Genomic DNA, 17,194 nt, shown 5'->3' on the forward strand with positions numbered 1-17,194 from the left:
CTCGCCGATTCGCCGCATGTCCAACCCGAGCGCACCCCGCGCACCCCGCGCACCCCGCTACCGAAGGACATCCTGCATTGACCGCTGGCTCCGACCGCCCAGTCACCCTCACGATCCCCGTCCACCAGAACGTCGACCTGCGCCCTGACCGTGCGACCGCGGAGATCGAGATCGTCCTCGCTGGCCGGAAGGACCAGGATGAGCTCCTCGCCGAACTCGCCGGGCTCCACGACGCCCTCGAGGAGACCCTCGAAGGTGTCGGTTGGGAGCTGTTCGATCTCACTGAGGAGCGGAACCCCATTCGTGCCATCCCGGGCACCGCCCGGCTCGAGTTCATCGTCACCGGCACCGTCGAGGAGGTCGACCAGGCGCTCCGCGCCACCGGGTTCCTGGACTCCGGCGACCTCGTCGTCGACGACATCCTGAACGCCGCAGACGGGCAGCTGGACACCAACAGCCCGAAGCTCGGCACCACCATCGTCGAATGGTCGCTGCTGCTCGAAGCAACCCCGGAGCAGGACGTCCAGCGTGACGCGGTCCGCGCGGAGGCGATCGCGAAGGCGCAGAAGATCGCTGGCGCCTACCAGGGGATCGTCGGGGCGGGCGAGTTCCGGGTGACCGAGCTCGTCGAGCACGTCGCCGACGACGAGTCGCTGTCCCTCTCCGGCGAGGAAGCGCCTGCCCTGCTGGCGTCGCTGTTCACCCCGGTCGGGTTCGACCTGCTCGTCGACGTGACCCTCGAAGCGGCCGCCGCCCCGAGGCCGGCAGGGCCTGCAACGCTGGCTGCGGTCGAAGCGGACGCCGCCTGACAGCCGCGCCGGCGGACCTAGTCGATCAGGTCGTGCTCGAGGGCGTCGAGGACGAACGCGTCGAACTCCGCCTGCTCGGCGGCGGTTCGGCGCGTCTCACGCGGACGCCGCCGGAACAGGCGACGGAGCTTCCGGACCCACGGGTCGCCCGTGTCGTCGAAGTCATCGGTCAGCCCGGTGGACTGGAACATCGACAGGATCAGCAGCACCGCGAGCACCAGCAGCACCGGCACGAGCACGATGTCGAGCAGCGTCAATGGAGGTTCCTTCCGTCGGCACGACCATGCGCGGGGCCGCGAAAATCCTGCCACATCACAGGAATCTGTAGGCTCCGAACCGAATGAGTGCACCCGAAACCCACTACGACATCCTCGGCGTGCCCTCTGACGCCTCCGAACAGGACATCGTCTACGCCTACCGCACCCTCATCCGGAAGAACCACCCGGACATCGCCGGGGAGCAAGGCGCTGAGATCACCGCGAAGATCAACCATGCGTTCGACGTGCTCCGCGACCCGGTCTCACGCCGCGACTACGACCGGAAGATTGGCGCCGAGTGCGGGGTGCGGGAGCCCTCGCCCGGGCAAGCGCCAGCCCCATCATCGACGCCGTCGCCGCGGCGACCGGCGCGACCGCCGGTGCCGCCGCGCACGTTCCGGCAGCGGAACTTCCCGCCAGGCTCCTGGTTGAAGATTGCCACCGCGATCGGAGCGGTCGCCGCCGCCTGGGGGCTGCTCAACCTCATGATGTGGGTCCGGACTCTCGCCCACAGCAACCAGACCGTCGAGGTGTGGTCGAAGGACAGCGACATCGTCGTCGCGTTCTTCACCGGGTGTGCGCTCCTCGTCTGGATCGTCTTCGGCCGCCTCTTCCCGAAGTTCGCGCTGTACTGCTTCGCCGTGCCGTTGCTGTTCCTCGTCATCGGACTCTTCCGAAGCGACATCACCTGGGCGGGTATCGGGTTCACCGCCGTCATCGTCGCACTCCTGGCAAGCTCCCGAGCGCTCCTCCTGTCATGGCGGACCGCCGTCCGGTACACCGAAGGCGCGATCCTCTTCGATGAGCTCTACGACACCGTCCAGGCGTATGGCCGCGGCCCGTTCTTCGTCAAGGCCACCGAAGCGGACACCGCGATCGTCGAAGACCCCGAAGGTCGACTCCACCAGATCAAGGGGTGGGGCCGCGCCCGCGTCGACACCTGGGTCGTCCTCAACGACGACGACCTCATCGTCCACGTCGCCCCCTGGTACGTGCACAAAGCCTCCGACTGGCGGCACGCACGTGCCGACAAGGCCGCGGCAAAGTGACCGCGGTCGGGCTCATCTGGGCGCAATCTCTCGACGGGGTGATCGGCGCCGCCGGCGGCATGCCATGGCACGTCCCCGAAGACCTCGCCCACTTCCGTGACATCACCTCGGGCGCCCCCGTCATCATGGGGCGACGCACCTGGGAGTCCCTGCCGGCACGGTTCCGGCCGCTGCCCGGCCGGGACAACATCGTCGTCACCCGGCAGCAGGGGTGGGCATCCTCCGGGGCCGCCGCGGCGCGATCTCTGCCTGAAGCGCTCGCGCTCACCAGCCGCGCCGACCGGGCATGGGTGATCGGCGGCGGCCAGCTGTACAAGGAAGCCATCCCGTACGCCGACCGGCTCGAGGTCACCACCCTCGGCATCCTCACGGTCGCCAAAGGCGACACGTTCGCCCCGCCGGTCGATCGGACATGGCGGTGCTCGAGACAGAGCCCCGTTCATGGGTGGCTCATCTCGACGACCGGTGTCCCGTACCGGTTCACCAGCTGGACTCGCTGATCCCTGCGCCGCGCATGTGGCTCGCATGAGACTCACGCGCATCATCACCGGCCGGGTCGCCGGGATCCTCCCGTACGCCCACGTCGTCCACGGCTCCACGATCAAGCGCACCCTGTACGGCTTCACCACCGCCCACGTCGCAGCTCGCGCCGAACGGTGGGAGCGGTGGCCGGCCGAATACGTCGACCGCTGGTACTTCGCCGGCGACCGACTCGGCCGCTCGAAGTAACCCCGCGCATGGGGTCAGCATGACCCTCACGATGCCCGCGGAAACCCTCCGGCTCACCGCCGAACAGCACGACGCCGTCGAGATGTACATGCGAGGTGAGAACTTCAGCATCAGGGCTCTCGCGGGCACGGGAAAGACGACCTCGCTCCGCGCCATCGCCGGCATGCACCCGAATCGACGCGGCCTCTATCTGGCCTTCAACAAGTCGGTGCAGCGCGACGCCGAGCGCCGGTTTCAGGGCGTGAACGTCACCTGCCGCACCGCGCACGCCCTCGCCTACCCGGCCTACGGCCGGCCCCGCCAGCCGCGACTCGGCCTCCGGATGAGCAACACCGACCGCGCGAAGCTCCTCGACATGCCCCGCATCGACATCCCCGGGTACGGCCGCGTCCACAAGTTCGCGCCCGCCACCTTCATGAAGGTTGTCATCTCCACCGTCGACAGGTACGCCACCGTCGCCGCACCCGAGATCAGCGCAGACCTCGTCACGATCCCCGACAAGATCGCCGTCAAGTTCGACCTCACCGAGACGATCGACAAGAAGATCGGGTCCGACCAGGTCGAACGAGACATGGCGCTCGAGGCGGAGGAGAAGGCCGCCGGGCTCTTCGTCGAGAAGGTGGTCGAGTGGGCGAAGATCGTCTGGGACGACATCGTCGACCTCGACGGGAAGCTCCCGGTCAGCCACCAGCATTACCTCAAGATGTTCGCGTTGGCGAAGCCGCAGCTGGGGTTCGAGTACATCCTCTTCGACGAGGCTCAGGACGCCGACGAACTCATGCTCGATGTCGTCAAGAGCCAGCAGAACACCCAGCTCATCGCTGTCGGCGACGAGAACCAGGCGATCTACGGCTGGCGGAATGCGGTCAACGCGCTCGACAAGATCGAGGGGCCCAGCACCACGCTGACCCAGTCGTTCCGGTTCGGCCAGGAGATCGCCGACTTCGCAAACGCGTACCTGGAGGTGCTCGGCTCGGAGCTCCGAGTCCAGGGCACCCCCGGCAAGCGGTCGTCCGTCTTTACCGACCACCACTCCTACCGGGTTCCGAACGCGATCATCTGCCGCTCGAATAGCGGCGCGATGCTGGAAATCCTCGAGAACCTCAAGGCGGGCCGATCGGTCGGCATCGTCGGCGAGCGGAAGGCTGAGGAGCTTCGCGGGCTCGCGCAGGCAGCCGTTGATCTCTCGGTCCGCGGGTGGACGAACCACCCGGACATCGTCGCAACTGGCTTCACGAAGTGGCCCGACATCGTCGCCGCTGCCCAGCAGGAAGTGGACGACGGCGACCCGTCCGAGCTGCTCATGATGATCTCGCTCATCGAGAAGACCGGGGCGGAGAACATCATCGCCGCCGTGGATTCCTGTGTCCCGCTGGACCAGGCCGAGGTTGCCGTCGGCACCGCCCACGTCAGCAAGGGTGCGGAATGGCATCACGTCAGGATCGGCAAGGATTTCCGCGAGCCAGGCATCGACCCCGAGACGGGACTTCAGAAGTCCATCCGCCGGGAAGAGCTTCGCCTGCTCTACGTCGCCGTCACCCGCGCGCAGCGACACCTCGACGCCTTGAACGTCGCCTGGATCCTCGACTACGCCGGAGAGGTCATCGACTGATGCTCGGAGAGGCGATCGCCACCCACGCCGACCCCGCGATCGCCGCCGAACGCGCCCGATGCGCCGCCATCGTCGAGTCTTTGTCCTTGTCGCTGGCGGTGGTGTCGGAACTGGATGCCGTCTGTTCGGTGTGCGGCGCCGGTGCCGGGAAGCGGTGCTACGGGTGGGCGCACCTTCCATCGGGGCATCATCCGTCGCGTCGGTGGCGGGCGGTGGCTGCTCGAGCTGAGGTGCTGGCTGCCGATTCCCTCGCTGCGATCCGCGACGGTGGAAGCTCGACGTGACCCTCGGAGTGGCCGTTCCCCATCGACGACCCAGTCCCGATACGCTTCGGCTCGTGCCCCGTCATCGCACCGCTGTCACGCTTGCACTCCTCGTCGCCGTCTCCTTCACCGGGTGCGCCCCGCTGGCGTCTGGCCAGAGGAACACGATCGACGGTGACGCGAACGCCTGCGCTGTGTTCTCTGCTGCGATCGAGAAGATCGGCGCCGAGGTGACCGACCCGGCGAACCTCTCCGAGGGGCAAGCTGATTCGTTCAGCGAGCTCTCGCGCGCAGCGAACATGGCCGGTCGTGCCGGCGCTTTCGAAGGGAGCGGCGGGGGAGCGGAGTCCGCCGACCTGGTTGCAGCGTCACGTGCGTTGGCTGCAGCCGATTCGGTTGGCGCGGCCGCGGTGAACGACAGCGTGACCGACAAGGACCGGACGGCGTCGGCCGCGGCCGACGTGGCCGCCAAGGTCCCGGCTGTCGTCGCGGCATGTGAGGCGGCCGGGTATCCGATGACGGCCACGACCCTCACGTTCCCGGATCCCTCCTCGTCTCAGCCGGCCGAGCTCGTCGCGGATCCCGGCCAGCTGATCCCGGACGGGTTTGAGGACACCGGCATGGGTGTCGCGTACCGGTTCGTCGACGACCCGCAATGCGATGTCCTCACGTGCGTGCAGGTGGAGCTCGTCGCCTACGACGACTGCCCGACGTCCGTGTACGTGCAGGGGAACACCGTCGACGACGCGGGTACGGTCTACGGGCTCACGAACGACCTTCTCGGCCCGATCCGGTCCGGGGAACGTGCGATCGCGACCCTCACGATCACCGAGTCAGCGGCGACCGGAGTGGAGCTGAACGAGTTCTCCTGCCTCTGAGCCGGCGGCCGCGCATGGATACTACGACAAGCAGAAGGAGCATCCATGACCTTGACCATCGACCGCCCGGGCACGGAGACCGTTGACGCACCGGCGCCAGCGGACGCGATCGTCCTCCCGTACTCGCAGGCCCTCCTCGACGGCCTGTTCGCGGTGGCGCTGCACACGAAGGCGGATGTCACCCCGTCCCTCGGGGCGGTGGAGGTGTCCGGGCGGTACTTCACCGCGACGAACCGTTACACCATCGGCCGGTTCGAGCACACCACCCCAGCCGAGTGGGTGACGCTGCACGGGGCTGACGCGGGCACCCAGGGCACAGGCTCCGGCGCAACTCCGGACGAGCGTGCCGTCCTCATCCCGCGGAAGGTCGCCGATGAGCTGGTGAAGCTCACCGCCAAGAAGCTCGAGATCGTCGACCCGTCACGCCTCAGCAGCTGGGATGGCAGCCTCAGCACCGTCGCCTACTCGGTCGCGTTCACCCCGACGAACGTCACCGTCCGCTGGGGTGTCGCCGGCGCCGTTCTCACGTCCATCGACTTCGACGCGGTCGACAGCCGGTTCCCGCCGGTCGCCCGACTCTTCCCGGACGACGGCCAGTGGTTCGACGCGCCGGCCGGGTACACGCCGAACCTGTTGACCCTGTTTGCCCGCGGTGCTGAGCGGGTCAACGACAGCAAGCTCGACCCGATGCACCTGCACGGGACAGTGGAGGAGCCGCCGTCGTGGTCGCCGACCGAGCCGGAGAAGCACGGGCCCACTATCGTCTCGTTCGGCCCCGACAAGGACGCCGCCCACGGGTTCCGATTCCGCGGGCTGCTGATGCCGCACATCAAGCCGCGACGCTGACCTGACTCGCCGGGACACCCCGTCACTTCGTGTGGCGGGGTGCTTCTGCCGCGCATGTCATCAATGTGAAGAACACCACCTTGGCGCCGGCGAAGCCGACGCTTCCCGACGTCAACTCTGCCCTCGCCGCCGAATGGCATCCCACCCTGAACGGGACGCTTGACGTCGCGTCGATCCTGCCGATGTCCGGCCGGAAGGTGTGGTGGCTGTGCGGCCGCGGCCACACATGGGAGGCGAAGGTGTCCCGCCGTTCGCAAGGGTCCGGCTGCCCGGTGTGCGCGGGCAAGCAGGTCCTCCCCGGCGTGAACGACCTCGCCACCCGGTTCCCCAGGGTCGCCGCGGAATGGCATCACGAACGGAACGGCACCCTGACCGCGTCCGAGGTGTTCCCGATGTCGAAGAAGACCGCCTGGTGGCAGTGCGGTCACGACCACGAGTGGGAAGCTGCGATCGCTGACCGCACCGGCGGTGCCGGCTGCCCCGTCTGCGCGGGCCGCCGGGTCGTCGCAGGCGTGAACGACCTCGGCACCTCGCACCCCGAGATCGCTGTGCAGTGGAACACCGAGCGGAACCGTGGCCTCACACCGCAGATGGTGACCGCAGGGTCCGGCCGGTACGTGCACTGGATCTGCGCCGACGGGCACACCTGGGAAGCGGTCGTCATCTCCCGCACACTCGGGTCCGGCTGCCCCGCCTGCGCCGGATACTGCGCGAAACCCGGTGTGGACGACATCTCCACCACGCACCCGGGAATCGCCGCGCAATGGCATCACCAGCGGAACCGGCTCATCCAACTCGAGACGGTCAAGCCGACATCGAAACGGAACGTCTGGTGGAAGTGCCGCGAAGCCGGCCATGAGTGGAAGGCACCCGTTGTGTCCCGCACCCGTGCGAACCCGGGTTGCTTCATGTGTGAGGCCGGGCTCGACTGACACCGCGCATGGTGGTCCAGACGAGACGCGCCGACCGGCGCCCGCCGGAAAGGCACCCATGACGAACCTGCTGCAGCAGCTCGAAGACGCTGAACACCGCGCCGCCGAGACCAACAACCACGGAACCGCGAACCACCTCGCGAGCGTCCGCACTGGGTTCATCAACGGCGCCGTCACCGCCTTCGGCGCACGGGTCGCGTTGGAAGCCGCCCGTGAGGGGGACGACCCGGCGCCAGCCGGCCCGGAAGCGCTTGTGGGCCGCCGGGTCCGATGGACTCACGGCGACAGCACCCTCGTCGGCGAAGCCACCCGGTACGACCCGGACGACGACGAGCTCTTCCTGGTCGTCGACGGGCTGATGCACGCACACGTGTGGGTGCCCGCGGAAGGCTGCACCGCCGTCGATGGCTAGTGCCGGCCACCACGCCGCCAGAGCAGGCGTCGACTGCGACGGCTGCATCGGCGAGGCGCTCCTCGCAATCGGGTTCTACTCGAGCGCCAATGCGACCCTCCCGAACGACCAAGTCTCGAGGTTCCGGGACGCACTCGACACGGAGGTGTGGCGGTGCCCGAAATCCACGGCTGCCGCGGAGGTGCCATCGTAGGGACATGGAGCTGAACGAGGACGTCGCACGGCAAATCTTCGAGACCACCACCGGCATCGACGTAGCCGACACCGAAACCGTCATGCACCTCTTCGCGCTCGAGATAGTCCACGCCGGCTGGCGGAACGGACCGATCGAAGACGTCCACGCCGACCCGGCAAGCCCGCTCACCGACGGTGTCATGCTGCGGTTGAACACGTTCCTGAGCTCCGTCGCGTTGGAGGTGACCGACGGTTGGCTCGAGGGCATCGGCGACTTGCAGTCGCTGACGGTCGATGAGCTCGACGCGCTCCTGGTCGACCTCGAAGAAGCACTCCTCGACCGCGAGCTCGTCCTACCGATCGGCGGGAGTATCGTCGACGTCTCAGGCGCCGAAGCCGAAGAAGTGCAAGGCCGCCTCCTCGACGTGCTCGGCGCCACACACGAGGTCGCCGAGAAGCACAGCGCCCTTACCGCCGTGCTCATCCGAGCCGCAACCGCCCCGCGGTACTGGTGGGGCGGACCGGAATGGCCGGCGAAAGCCGACCGTTTCGTCGACGTGCTCGGCCAGCCTGAAGACCCGCACTGGGACAGGGTCCGACACATCCTCGACGGCGAAGTTCCCGCGGAAGTCCGCGACCACGAATGCCTGCGAGACGCACTCCAGAACCACCCGTGGACGCTGTCGACCGCCGCATGTGAGTGGATGGTGAGCGCGTCGATCGAGTACGTAAGGCCTGAACGGGACTAAGCGTCGTCGATTTGCCTTCGGGGACTCGTCGGTGGCTTGACGCGTTGAGGAAGCAGCCAGTCGGCCCTTGCACGTCCGATATCCGTGGTCAACGGATCGGTCGCCGTAATCACCAGGTCAGAGAATCCGAGGACTCTCATGACTGCCACCACGTTCTCCAACCTTGCCGAACCCTCGCCGTGTTCGATCGACCTGAGCGTGGCCCTAGTGATGCCGGCGCGGTCTGCGACCATCTGCGCCGTCAGTTCGCGCACCTTCCGCCACCTGGTGATGTTCGCACCGAGGGCCTCCAAGTCCGCCCTCAGTAGTCGCGTCTGCGTTGCCATCCAGCTTCCGTTCTGATAGCTATAGGGCTCTTTGTGACCCGTAATGGTCACTATAGCTACCAAGCGAACCGCCGGACAGAAGCTGTCCTCACGTAGGAAAAGCCGTAGCGCATCGGGCCCTTTCCCGCGCATGTCATCTCTGCAAACCACTGAAGAGATGACACGAAACGGACGCGCCTGTGACCACGCTCACCCTTGCCCGCACTGCCCTCGACGCCCTGAAGACGCTCCGCGAGCTCGACGGCGCCACGCCCACCGCTGAGCAGCGCGCGACGCTGATCAAGTGGCCCGGATGGGGCCCGCTCGCCCCGGCGTTCGCGAACACGCCGGACGGCGGCTGGGCGGGCATCGCTGAGGAGATCGACACGCTTGTCGACGACCGCGGCCGCAACGCCGCCGCAGACGTCATCGACACGAGCTTCTACACCGGCGCGGACGTCGCCGGCGCGGTCTTCGACATCCTCCGCCAGTCAGGGTTTAAGGGCGGGCGGATCCTCGAGCCCGGCTGCGGCTCCGGCAACTTCATGTCCCACGCGCCCGCCGACCTCAGCCCGATCAGCTGGACTGGTGTGGAGATCGACCCGACCGCCGCAGCGTTCGCCCGCGCGCTCCACCCGGACGCCGACATCATCGCGAAGCCGCTGCAGAAGACCGTCTTCCGCTCGAACAGCTTCGACGCCGTCGTGGGCAACGTGCCCTTCGCGAAGGGCTCCGTCTACACCGACGACACCGATCCTGCCAGCGCCAGCAGCTCGCTTCACGAATACTTCATCCTCCGCGGCCTCGACGCTGTAAAGCGCGGCGGATACGTCGCGGTCGTGACCAGTCGCCACATCCTCGACTCCGTCGACGGCCTGCAGCGCATCTCCGAGCACGGCGCGCTCGTCGGCGCGATCCGGCTTCCGTCGAACACGTTCGATGGCACTTCCGTGGTCGCGGACATCCTCGTCTTCCGCAAGCACGGGGGAGACGCTGTGAAGGGCTGGGAAGCCCCGTACGAGGAGATCCAGACCCCGAACTACTACGGCGGCTACTCGACGACCCGTCGGCCGCTGAAGCACAACGTCGTCACCGGCGACTTCGACGTGAACGTGTCCGCGTACTTCGGCCAGCACCCAGAGCATGTCGCCGGCACGCTGGAAGCGACCGGCTACCAGATGGCCCCGCTCCGCGTGGTCACCGACGACATCCCCGCGGCGATCGCCCGCGCCACCGCCGCCCTCGCCCCCGCCATCGTCCCCATGACTGCCGAGCCGGCCCTCAGCCTCGACGATGTCGTGCTCGCCGACGAGGACGGCCGCAAGGAGGGTTCGTACCACCTGATCGACGGCGGCCTCGCGCAGGTCGTCGGCGGCAAGCTCACCGCGATCCGGAACAGCGCGGAACTCCGCGCGCTCATCCCGCTCCGCGACGCCGCGGTCCGGCTCATCGAGCTCGAATCGAACCCCGACCTGTCCGACGACGCGATCGCGCCGACCCGCGCTGAGGCGATGAGCCTCTACGACTCCTACGTCCGGAAGTACGGCGCGCTGAACCGCGGCACGAAGAGCGAAGGGAAGATCGACCCCGACACTGACGAGCCGTCGTATATTTGGCGCCGTCCGACCATGGGCGGTTTCCGGAAGGACCCCGACTACGTCAAGGTGATGGCACTGGAGTACTTCGACCAGGACACCGGCACCGCCGAGCCCGCACCGATCCTCCTCCGCCGCGTCGGCTCCCGTCCCGCCCCAGCGACCAGCGCCGAGACCGCTGAGGAGGCGCTGTCCATCTGCCTCGGCGAGACCGGACGGGTGAACCTCCGCCGCGTCGCAGAACTCCTCGGCGTCTCCGTCCTGCAGGTCACCGGGATGCTCGGAGATCTCGTCTTCACCGACCCCGCCAACGGTCAGACCGTCACCGCCCGCGACTACCTCACCGGGAATGTCCGCGAGAAGCTTGCGATCGCGCGCCGCGCCGCCGAACGCGACCCGCAGACGTTCACCCGCAACGTCACCGCCCTCGAAGAGGTCATGCCCGCCGACCTGGGCCCGCTGGAGATCAGCGTGCAGCTCGGCGCCCCGTGGATCAGCACCGACATCGTCGTCGACTTCACCCGCGACGTGTTCGGCCGCCAAGCCCGCGTCGAGCGCACCGACGCGGTCGCGTATTGGGAAGTCGAAGGCGGGTACACCCGCGAGGCGCAGCTCGCGTACGGCACGAACCGCATGGACCCGACGAAGCTGCTGGAGTACGGCCTGAACGGGAAGGCACCGATCGTCACCGACGAAATCAGCGTCGGCTACGGCCAGTCCCGCCGGGTGAAGAACCAGCAGGAGACGCTCGCCGCTGAGGAGAAGCTTCGCGCCATCCAGGAGCGCTTCGCGATCTGGGTGTGGGAGGACGAAACCCGCGCGGACAAGCTGATCCGCGAGTACAACCGCCGGTTCAACTCCCACGTCGTTCGCCGCGGCGACGGCTCCTACCTGACCTTCCCCGGCATGGACGAGTCCGTCAGCCTGTGGTCGTGGCAGCGTGACGCGGTCGACCGGGTCATCTCCTCCGAGCGCGTCCTGATCGGCCACCCAGTCGGATCGGGGAAGACTCGTAGCATCGTGTCGTCGGCACTCACCTTTCGCCGGATGGGGCTCGCACGCAAGCCCCTCATCGTCGTCCCGAACCACCTGCTCGACCAGATCTCCCGGGAAGCGCAGCAGACGTACCCGACGGCGAAGTTCCTGATCGCGTCGAAGGAAGACCTGGCGAAGAACTCCCGCCGCTTGTTCGCCGCCCGCTGCGCGACCGGCGACTGGGACGCGGTCGTGATGACCCAGCAGGCGTTCACCTCCATCGGTGTCGACCCGACCACTGAGGAGATGTGGCTTGAGGCGCAGAAGGCGGACCTCCGAGCGCACCTGATGGACCAGGGCGGCACCCGCGCGGGCGCCAAGCGGGTCGCGTCGCAGATCCGCACGTTCGAGTCGAAGATCGCCGCGCTCCGCTCGAACACCGGCGACCCGGACGGCATCACGTTCGAACAGCTCGGCGTCGACCACGTGTCCGTCGATGAGGCGCACGGCTACCGCCGCCTGTCGCTTGGCCCGGTCCGCGCTGAAGGGTTCTCCCTCGGATCGTCGAAGCGTGCCACTGACCTGCTCCTGAAGATCGAGACGTTGGCGGAGCGGAAGCCGGGAATGCCGATCGTCGCCCTGTACACGGGCACGCCCTGGTCCAACACGTTGGCTGAGACGTTCGTCTGGCAGAAGTACTTGCAACCGCGCCGTCTGGAAGAGGCCGGCGTCGCCCAGTTCGACCCGTGGGCGGCCGTGTTCGTGAAGTACGAAACCCGCGTCGAGGTCGCCCCGGACGGCGGTTCGTTCCGTCTGTACCGCCGCCCCGCCGCCATGCAGAACGTCCCCGAGCTGCGCCTGATGCTCGCCGAGGTCGCTGACCTCCTCACCGCCGACGAGATCGGTCTCGAGCGCCCCGACGCGACCTGGCACAACGTCGTCGTCCAGCAGGGCGAGCAGCAGCGGGCATTCGTGAAGAACCTCGCCGACCGCGCCGACGACATCCGCAACAGCCAGAAGCGCGACATCGGCGGTGTCGAAGACAACATGCTGATGGTCTGCAACGACGGCCGCCGCGTCGCACTCGACCCTGAGCTCGTCGGGATCGTCGAGAAGTCCGCTGCGATCGCCGCGGCCGCCGACAGCATCGCCGAGAACTACGAGGCCGGCAAGGACCGCATCTACGGCAACTCGCCGGTCCCCGGGTCGTTCCAGCTGGTCCTCTGCGACATCGGCACCCCGAACGGCCGTGACGGGCAGACCTACGGCCGCCTCCGCAGTGAACTCGTCGCCCGCGGCGTCCCCGCCGAGCGGATCCGCTTCATCCACGAGGTGAACACCGACAAGGCCCGTGCACACCTGTTCTCCCTCTGCCGTGAAGGCGCCGTGTCGGTGCTGATCGGCTCGACGGAGAAGGTCGGTGTCGGCACGAACATCCAGACCCGCCTCGCCGCGCTCCACCACCTCGACGCCCCGTGGCGCCCCTCGGACATCGAGCAGCGGGAAGGTCGGGCCCTCCGCCCGGGCAACCGGAACGCGCACGTGGACATCTTCCGGTTCGTCACGGAAGGCTCGTTCGCGAGCTACATGTGGCAGGCGCTGGAGCGGAAGGCTCGCTTCATCGGCCAGATGTACGTCTCCTCCGGCACCATCCGCGAGATCGAGGACGTCTCGGACGCCGTCCTGAACTACGCCGAGGTGAAGGCCCTCGCCGCCGGCAACCCCGAACTTCTCCGCCAGGCTGAGCTCGCATCCGAGGTGAAGCGCCTCCGCACCCTCCGCGCGGTGTGGCTGCAGTCCATCAACCGTCTGAACGGTGACGCGAAGCGCCTCCGCGCCGACGCCGCCGGACTCCGGTCGAAGGCCACCGCCACCCGCGAGGCCCTTGAAGTCGTCACCGAGCAGACGCCCGCCGACCTGGACCGCGTCCACCGGTTCGCCGAGCAGCTGAAGGCCGGCGAGGACTGGCTCCGCACGAACTACCGCGGCCTGACCATCCGCATCTCCCACGGCCACGAGTACGACAACGGGTCCGTGAAGGTGAAGGTCGGCGTCGGCTACCGCGACGCGAAGGAGCTGATCTACAACCGCGGGCACCTCCGGTTCACCGTCGACCACCTCGCGGAGCAGATCGCCGCTGACATCGACGGGTGGGTCGACGCTGCCAGCCAGGAGATCAACTCGGCACTGCGGAGCGCCGACCGGTACGACGCCGACGCCGCCCGCTGCGACGAGCTGGTGGGCGCGTCAGTGTTCGACAAGTCCGCCGAGCTGGCCGCCGCCGAACTCGACCTCGCAGCGATCGAAGCTGCGATCACCGCTGAAGCGGAGGAGCGGCTGTCCGGCGAGGTGAAGCCGGAGCTGGTCGCCGCGTGACGCCGCGCGCGGGCGTCCCGGGAGACCTGGGCGCCCGCGCATGGATGTGTCATGAAGCAGACCGAGACCACTATCGACCTTCCTGCCATCGAGGGCACGAATATGAACGGTGAAGGCGTCATCGTCGGATGGCAGACGCCGGAGCAGGCCCGACGGAACTTCGCGTCGACGATGGTGTGGGACCCGAACCGGTTCTCCCGCTCCACGTCCTGGCACATCGGCGACGGCGTGTGGATCAGCCGCTGCAACGACGAGCGCTGCGACGCGTACGTGCTCCACTGGGGCACCCTGCCCGCGCACGCGCACCAGATCGGCATCGGCAATCACGAGGTGGAGGTGCACGGCTCGAAGGTTGCTGGCATCAACGTCGGCCTGCTGCCCTAGCCATCCGCGCATGAATGCTCTGTGAGGCACGACACGCACACTGACTAAGAGAGGAACCACCATGCCCGAGGCAGCCAACACCACTCCAGCCGAGACGATCTCGATGCTCCCGTACCGGATCCGCGTGAACGGGTCGACCGTCGCCGCGTTCGACAACCCGCATGCCGCAGCCGCGCACCTGGTCACCCTCGTCGGCCCGGACAAGCCCGCCGCCGGGCTCGTCTGGTCGTCGGACCCGATTTGATGGCCGTCCTGCAGGCGCCGACCGGGGAGGTCGGCCACGCGAACGAGCTGACCGCCCTTCCGGACGGGTCCGTCGTCGTCCTGTGGGCTGACGAGGAGTGGTTCGCGGACACCGATATCTACTCGAACTTCGCGGGTCGCTGGCGGCTGCAGAACCCCGAGGATCCCGACCTCGACGGCCGCACCTACGACGCGACCGACCTGTGGGTCGTCGCGACGGTCCGCGACCACCGCAACATCGCGGTCGTCTGGAACCCGGACCAGCCGTCACCGCAGATCACCGACCCGGCCGAGCTCGACGCCCTCCCCGGAGACGCGATCGTCGTGGAGGTCGACAAGGACGGCTACCCGACGCCGCACCGGAAGATGGGCGGGTGGGTGAACATGGACAGCGACCTCGGCGACCCCGGACTCCGACCAGTGACGCCGGCCGACCTGCTCTGCTGGGCGGCCGAGACTGGCAGCACCGTCCACCACGGGTGGCAGTGGGAACCTGCCGCCTGACGCTACGATCTCGGCATGACGACCGCTCCCACCGAGGACACCAAACCGCGCGAGCTGACCGCCATCGAGCGCCGCCCGGCGCTTCTGCCCGCAGCGATCGGCGCAGTCACCGCGCTCAGCGCGCTCGGGGCGTGGCCGTACGAGTACTACGAGATCGTCCGGATCAGCGTCTGCGTGATCAGCGCCCTCGTCGCGGTGTGCGCCCTGTCCGGCTCGAAGGACTTCAGCACCTCTCCGGGGTCGCAGAAGACCGCCATCGTGCTGTCGGCAGCGTCGGCGCTGTTCTGGTTCGCGGCCGGATGGTGGGAGCTCCCTCGAACGACCTGGATGGTGTTCGACGTCATCACCGCCGTTCTGCTCGTGATCGCCGGCACCACCGCCGGGCCGTTCGTCGGGACGAAGACGAAGCCATGGGCGTACTACGCCTGGGGCGCCGTCGCTCTCGCCATCGTCATCGGCACCGTGTTGAACGCCAGCTCGACGGACGGATGCCAGGAGTACGAACGCGACAGCCGATCGGTCACCTGCGTCGGCTGACCGCTGCTGCCGCGCATGTTCGCGGCATGACGAACGAGTACACGAAGAAGATCACGGTCGAAGGCGAACTCTCCGACGGCACCCTGTTCACCGCGCGGATGAACTTCCACGACTACACCGTGGTGTCGATGGCCGGGAACCGCAGCCTGCTCGACTCGGCGCTCGGCGCGATGCACGAGTCGCTGATGCACGATGAGTTCTTCGGCCACCCCTGCGAAGGATGCGACGACGCGCCCGCCGTCGACGAGGACGGGCTGTGCGCGAGCTGCGGCGCGGACGACGACGACGACGACGACGACGAGTCGTAGGCGATCCGACCGCCCCAGCCTGTCGCCGGCACCTCGTCGGCCGCGCATGTATGTGGCATGACGAAGACCGAAACCACCATCGCCGACCAGTTCACCGACGAGCAGTACGCCCGCTTCGGGAAGCTGGTGCTGATCAGCCTCGTCGCCAGCGAGGAGAACAGCTCCAGCGACCTCATCGACAGCTACGGCCTGTTCCAGGAGTCGGTCTTCGGGACCGACCCGATCATCCCCTTCGACGAGACCGAGGAGGAGGTCCGCGCCCAGTGGCGCGAGCTCGCCGACCGGTACGGCATCGAACACGACGGCTGAGCCGCCCCCAGCCGGCCGGAACCATCCCCGGCCGGCTGGGCCCTCCCCGCGCATGTATGTGTCATGGAGAAGGAACTGATCACGGCTGTCACGCCGGACACATTGAAGGACATCCCCGAGGACAAGCTCGCCCGGTTCGGGTTCCTCGTCGCTGTCGCGCTCGGCGCGAACGATGAGGGCGGAGCCGACCTGGTCGGCACCATCAACACGATCGCCGACACCATCCTCGGCATGAGGGTCGGCAACCTCACCGACGACGAGCTCAACGCGTACCGGGAGCTCGCTGACCTGAACGGTGTCAGCCACGACGGCTCGGGAGGCTGGTAACCATGGCCAACCCCACCGAGCAGGAGTACACGGTCATCGGCGTGTGGGTGAACGACACCCCCGTCTCCGTCGGCGTCGTCGCCGGAACCCACCAGGTGGACGGCGGCAACGACCTGGACGACATCGACGGCAGCCAGGGCCCGTGGGCGCTGACCGTCACGGCAGCCGACCCGTTCACCGCCGAGGACATCGCGATCGTCGCGATGGCCGAAGACATCGAAGACTAACTTCCTCGCGGGCGGCCGGACACTCCGGCCGCCTGCACCCAAGCAGAAGGAGAACCAAGATGGTCCAGCTGTATCGCCAGGGAGGGTACGACCTGTGATCGACATCCTCGCCAGCATCGGCGCTGTCCTCATGTTCATCGTCGTGATGGGGCTCGGCGTGCTCGGCATCCTCGTCGTCGCCATCGGATTCCTGGTCGCAGTCGCCGCGACCGCGCTCACGATCCTCGGCTACGTCAAGGCGCGAAAGGTCGCGAGCCGGCCGGCCGTCTGATGTAGCCGGAGCCCCGATGGGCCGTCCGGAATCTGATCCAACCTGCTCGCCGCATGTCCACCGGGTGTCCCTCGCGCCCACCCGGAGACCTGTCGTATGCACCTCACCGTCCGCCGCACCGGC

22 protein-coding genes are annotated in these 17,194 nt (G+C 67.9%); 20 read left to right on the forward strand and 2 right to left on the reverse strand.

The genetic code is table 11. The features are described from left to right. Positions 1–77: 77 nt before the first annotated feature. Positions 78–809, forward strand: coding sequence for a hypothetical protein (locus GH736_RS06240; RefSeq protein WP_159601272.1), 732 nt, complete (start codon positions 78–80; stop codon positions 807–809). A gap of 17 nt (positions 810–826) precedes the next feature. Here GH736_RS06240 and GH736_RS06245 read toward each other — a convergent pair whose 3' ends face one another. Continuing rightward, complete coding sequence (locus GH736_RS06245) at positions 827–1,066, reverse strand: hypothetical protein (RefSeq protein ID WP_159601274.1); 240 nt, start codon at positions 1,064–1,066, stop codon at positions 827–829. 83 nt (positions 1,067–1,149) lie between these two features. Here GH736_RS06245 and GH736_RS06250 point away from each other — a divergent pair, with 83 nt between their 5' ends. From GH736_RS06250 to GH736_RS06290, 9 genes are all read left to right on the forward strand, one after another. Next, positions 1,150–2,115, forward strand: coding sequence for a J domain-containing protein (locus GH736_RS06250; RefSeq protein ID WP_159601276.1), 966 nt, complete (start codon positions 1,150–1,152; stop codon positions 2,113–2,115). Continuing rightward, positions 2,112–2,615 (forward strand): dihydrofolate reductase, encoded by a 504-nt coding sequence (locus GH736_RS06255; RefSeq protein WP_159601278.1) that lies wholly within the window; start codon positions 2,112–2,114, stop codon positions 2,613–2,615. Before GH736_RS06250 ends, GH736_RS06255 begins: the two co-directional genes overlap by 4 nt. A gap of 25 nt (positions 2,616–2,640) precedes the next feature. Beyond that, on the forward strand, positions 2,641–2,844 hold the full coding sequence (locus tag GH736_RS06260) for a hypothetical protein (protein ID WP_159601280.1): 204 nt from the start codon (positions 2,641–2,643) through the stop codon (positions 2,842–2,844). A 19-nt stretch (positions 2,845–2,863) separates the two neighbouring features. Further along, complete coding sequence (locus GH736_RS06265; RefSeq protein ID WP_159601282.1) at positions 2,864–4,456, forward strand: UvrD-helicase domain-containing protein; 1,593 nt, start codon at positions 2,864–2,866, stop codon at positions 4,454–4,456. 337 nt (positions 4,457–4,793) lie between these two features. Next, positions 4,794–5,597, forward strand: a complete 804-nt coding sequence (locus GH736_RS06270) for a hypothetical protein (protein WP_159601284.1) — start codon at positions 4,794–4,796, stop codon at positions 5,595–5,597. Positions 5,598–5,642: 45 nt separating this feature from the next. Beyond that, positions 5,643–6,443, forward strand: a complete 801-nt coding sequence (locus GH736_RS06275; RefSeq protein ID WP_159601286.1) for a hypothetical protein — start codon at positions 5,643–5,645, stop codon at positions 6,441–6,443. 65 nt (positions 6,444–6,508) lie between these two features. Beyond that, positions 6,509–7,375, forward strand: coding sequence for a zinc-ribbon domain-containing protein (locus tag GH736_RS06280; RefSeq protein WP_159601288.1), 867 nt, complete (start codon positions 6,509–6,511; stop codon positions 7,373–7,375). A 58-nt stretch (positions 7,376–7,433) separates the two neighbouring features. Continuing rightward, positions 7,434–7,787 carry a hypothetical protein gene (locus GH736_RS06285; RefSeq protein WP_159601290.1) on the forward strand — a complete coding sequence of 118 codons (354 nt, stop codon included), beginning with the start codon at positions 7,434–7,436 and terminating at the stop codon, positions 7,785–7,787. Positions 7,788–7,984: 197 nt separating this feature from the next. Beyond that, positions 7,985–8,710, forward strand: a complete 726-nt coding sequence (locus GH736_RS06290; protein ID WP_159601292.1) for a hypothetical protein — start codon at positions 7,985–7,987, stop codon at positions 8,708–8,710. Here the strand turns inward: GH736_RS06290 and GH736_RS06295 are convergent. Beyond that, positions 8,707–9,036 (reverse strand): helix-turn-helix domain-containing protein, encoded by a 330-nt coding sequence (locus GH736_RS06295; RefSeq protein ID WP_159601294.1) that lies wholly within the window; start codon positions 9,034–9,036, stop codon positions 8,707–8,709. The genes GH736_RS06290 and GH736_RS06295 overlap by 4 nt on opposite strands. A 179-nt stretch (positions 9,037–9,215) precedes the next feature. On the opposite strand from GH736_RS06295, the gene GH736_RS06300 reads away from it, so the two are divergent. From GH736_RS06300 to GH736_RS06345, 10 genes are all read left to right on the forward strand, one after another. Beyond that, entirely contained in the window at positions 9,216–13,961 is a 4,746-nt protein-coding gene (locus tag GH736_RS06300) for an N-6 DNA methylase (protein WP_159601296.1), read from the forward strand. Positions 13,962–14,012: 51 nt separating this feature from the next. After that, positions 14,013–14,345 carry a hypothetical protein gene (locus GH736_RS06305; protein ID WP_159601298.1) on the forward strand — a complete coding sequence of 111 codons (333 nt, stop codon included), beginning with the start codon at positions 14,013–14,015 and terminating at the stop codon, positions 14,343–14,345. 61 nt (positions 14,346–14,406) lie between these two features. Continuing rightward, a complete protein-coding gene (locus tag GH736_RS06310; protein ID WP_159601300.1) occupies positions 14,407–14,589 on the forward strand; it encodes a hypothetical protein in 183 nt (60 codons plus the stop codon). Continuing rightward, on the forward strand, positions 14,589–15,092 hold the full coding sequence (locus tag GH736_RS06315) for a hypothetical protein (RefSeq protein ID WP_159601302.1): 504 nt from the start codon (positions 14,589–14,591) through the stop codon (positions 15,090–15,092). The genes GH736_RS06310 and GH736_RS06315 overlap by 1 nt, the downstream gene beginning before the upstream one ends. 15 nt (positions 15,093–15,107) lie before the next feature. Then, entirely contained in the window at positions 15,108–15,629 is a 522-nt protein-coding gene (locus GH736_RS06320; protein WP_159601304.1) for a DUF6804 family protein, read from the forward strand. A 26-nt stretch (positions 15,630–15,655) separates the two neighbouring features. Continuing rightward, on the forward strand, positions 15,656–15,937 hold the full coding sequence (locus tag GH736_RS06325; protein WP_159601306.1) for a hypothetical protein: 282 nt from the start codon (positions 15,656–15,658) through the stop codon (positions 15,935–15,937). Between the two features lie 57 nt (positions 15,938–15,994). After that, positions 15,995–16,246 (forward strand): hypothetical protein, encoded by a 252-nt coding sequence (locus GH736_RS06330; protein WP_159601308.1) that lies wholly within the window; start codon positions 15,995–15,997, stop codon positions 16,244–16,246. A gap of 63 nt (positions 16,247–16,309) precedes the next feature. After that, entirely contained in the window at positions 16,310–16,573 is a 264-nt protein-coding gene (locus GH736_RS06335) for a hypothetical protein (protein WP_159601310.1), read from the forward strand. Positions 16,574–16,575: 2 nt separating this feature from the next. Beyond that, a complete protein-coding gene (locus GH736_RS06340; RefSeq protein ID WP_159601312.1) occupies positions 16,576–16,800 on the forward strand; it encodes a hypothetical protein in 225 nt (74 codons plus the stop codon). 94 nt (positions 16,801–16,894) lie between these two features. Then, complete coding sequence (locus GH736_RS06345) at positions 16,895–17,071, forward strand: hypothetical protein (protein WP_159601314.1); 177 nt, start codon at positions 16,895–16,897, stop codon at positions 17,069–17,071. Positions 17,072–17,194: the final 123 nt, after the last annotated feature.

This window comes from Agromyces humi, assembly GCF_009720255.1.
GTDB lineage: Bacteria > Actinomycetota > Actinomycetes > Actinomycetales > Microbacteriaceae > Agromyces > Agromyces humi.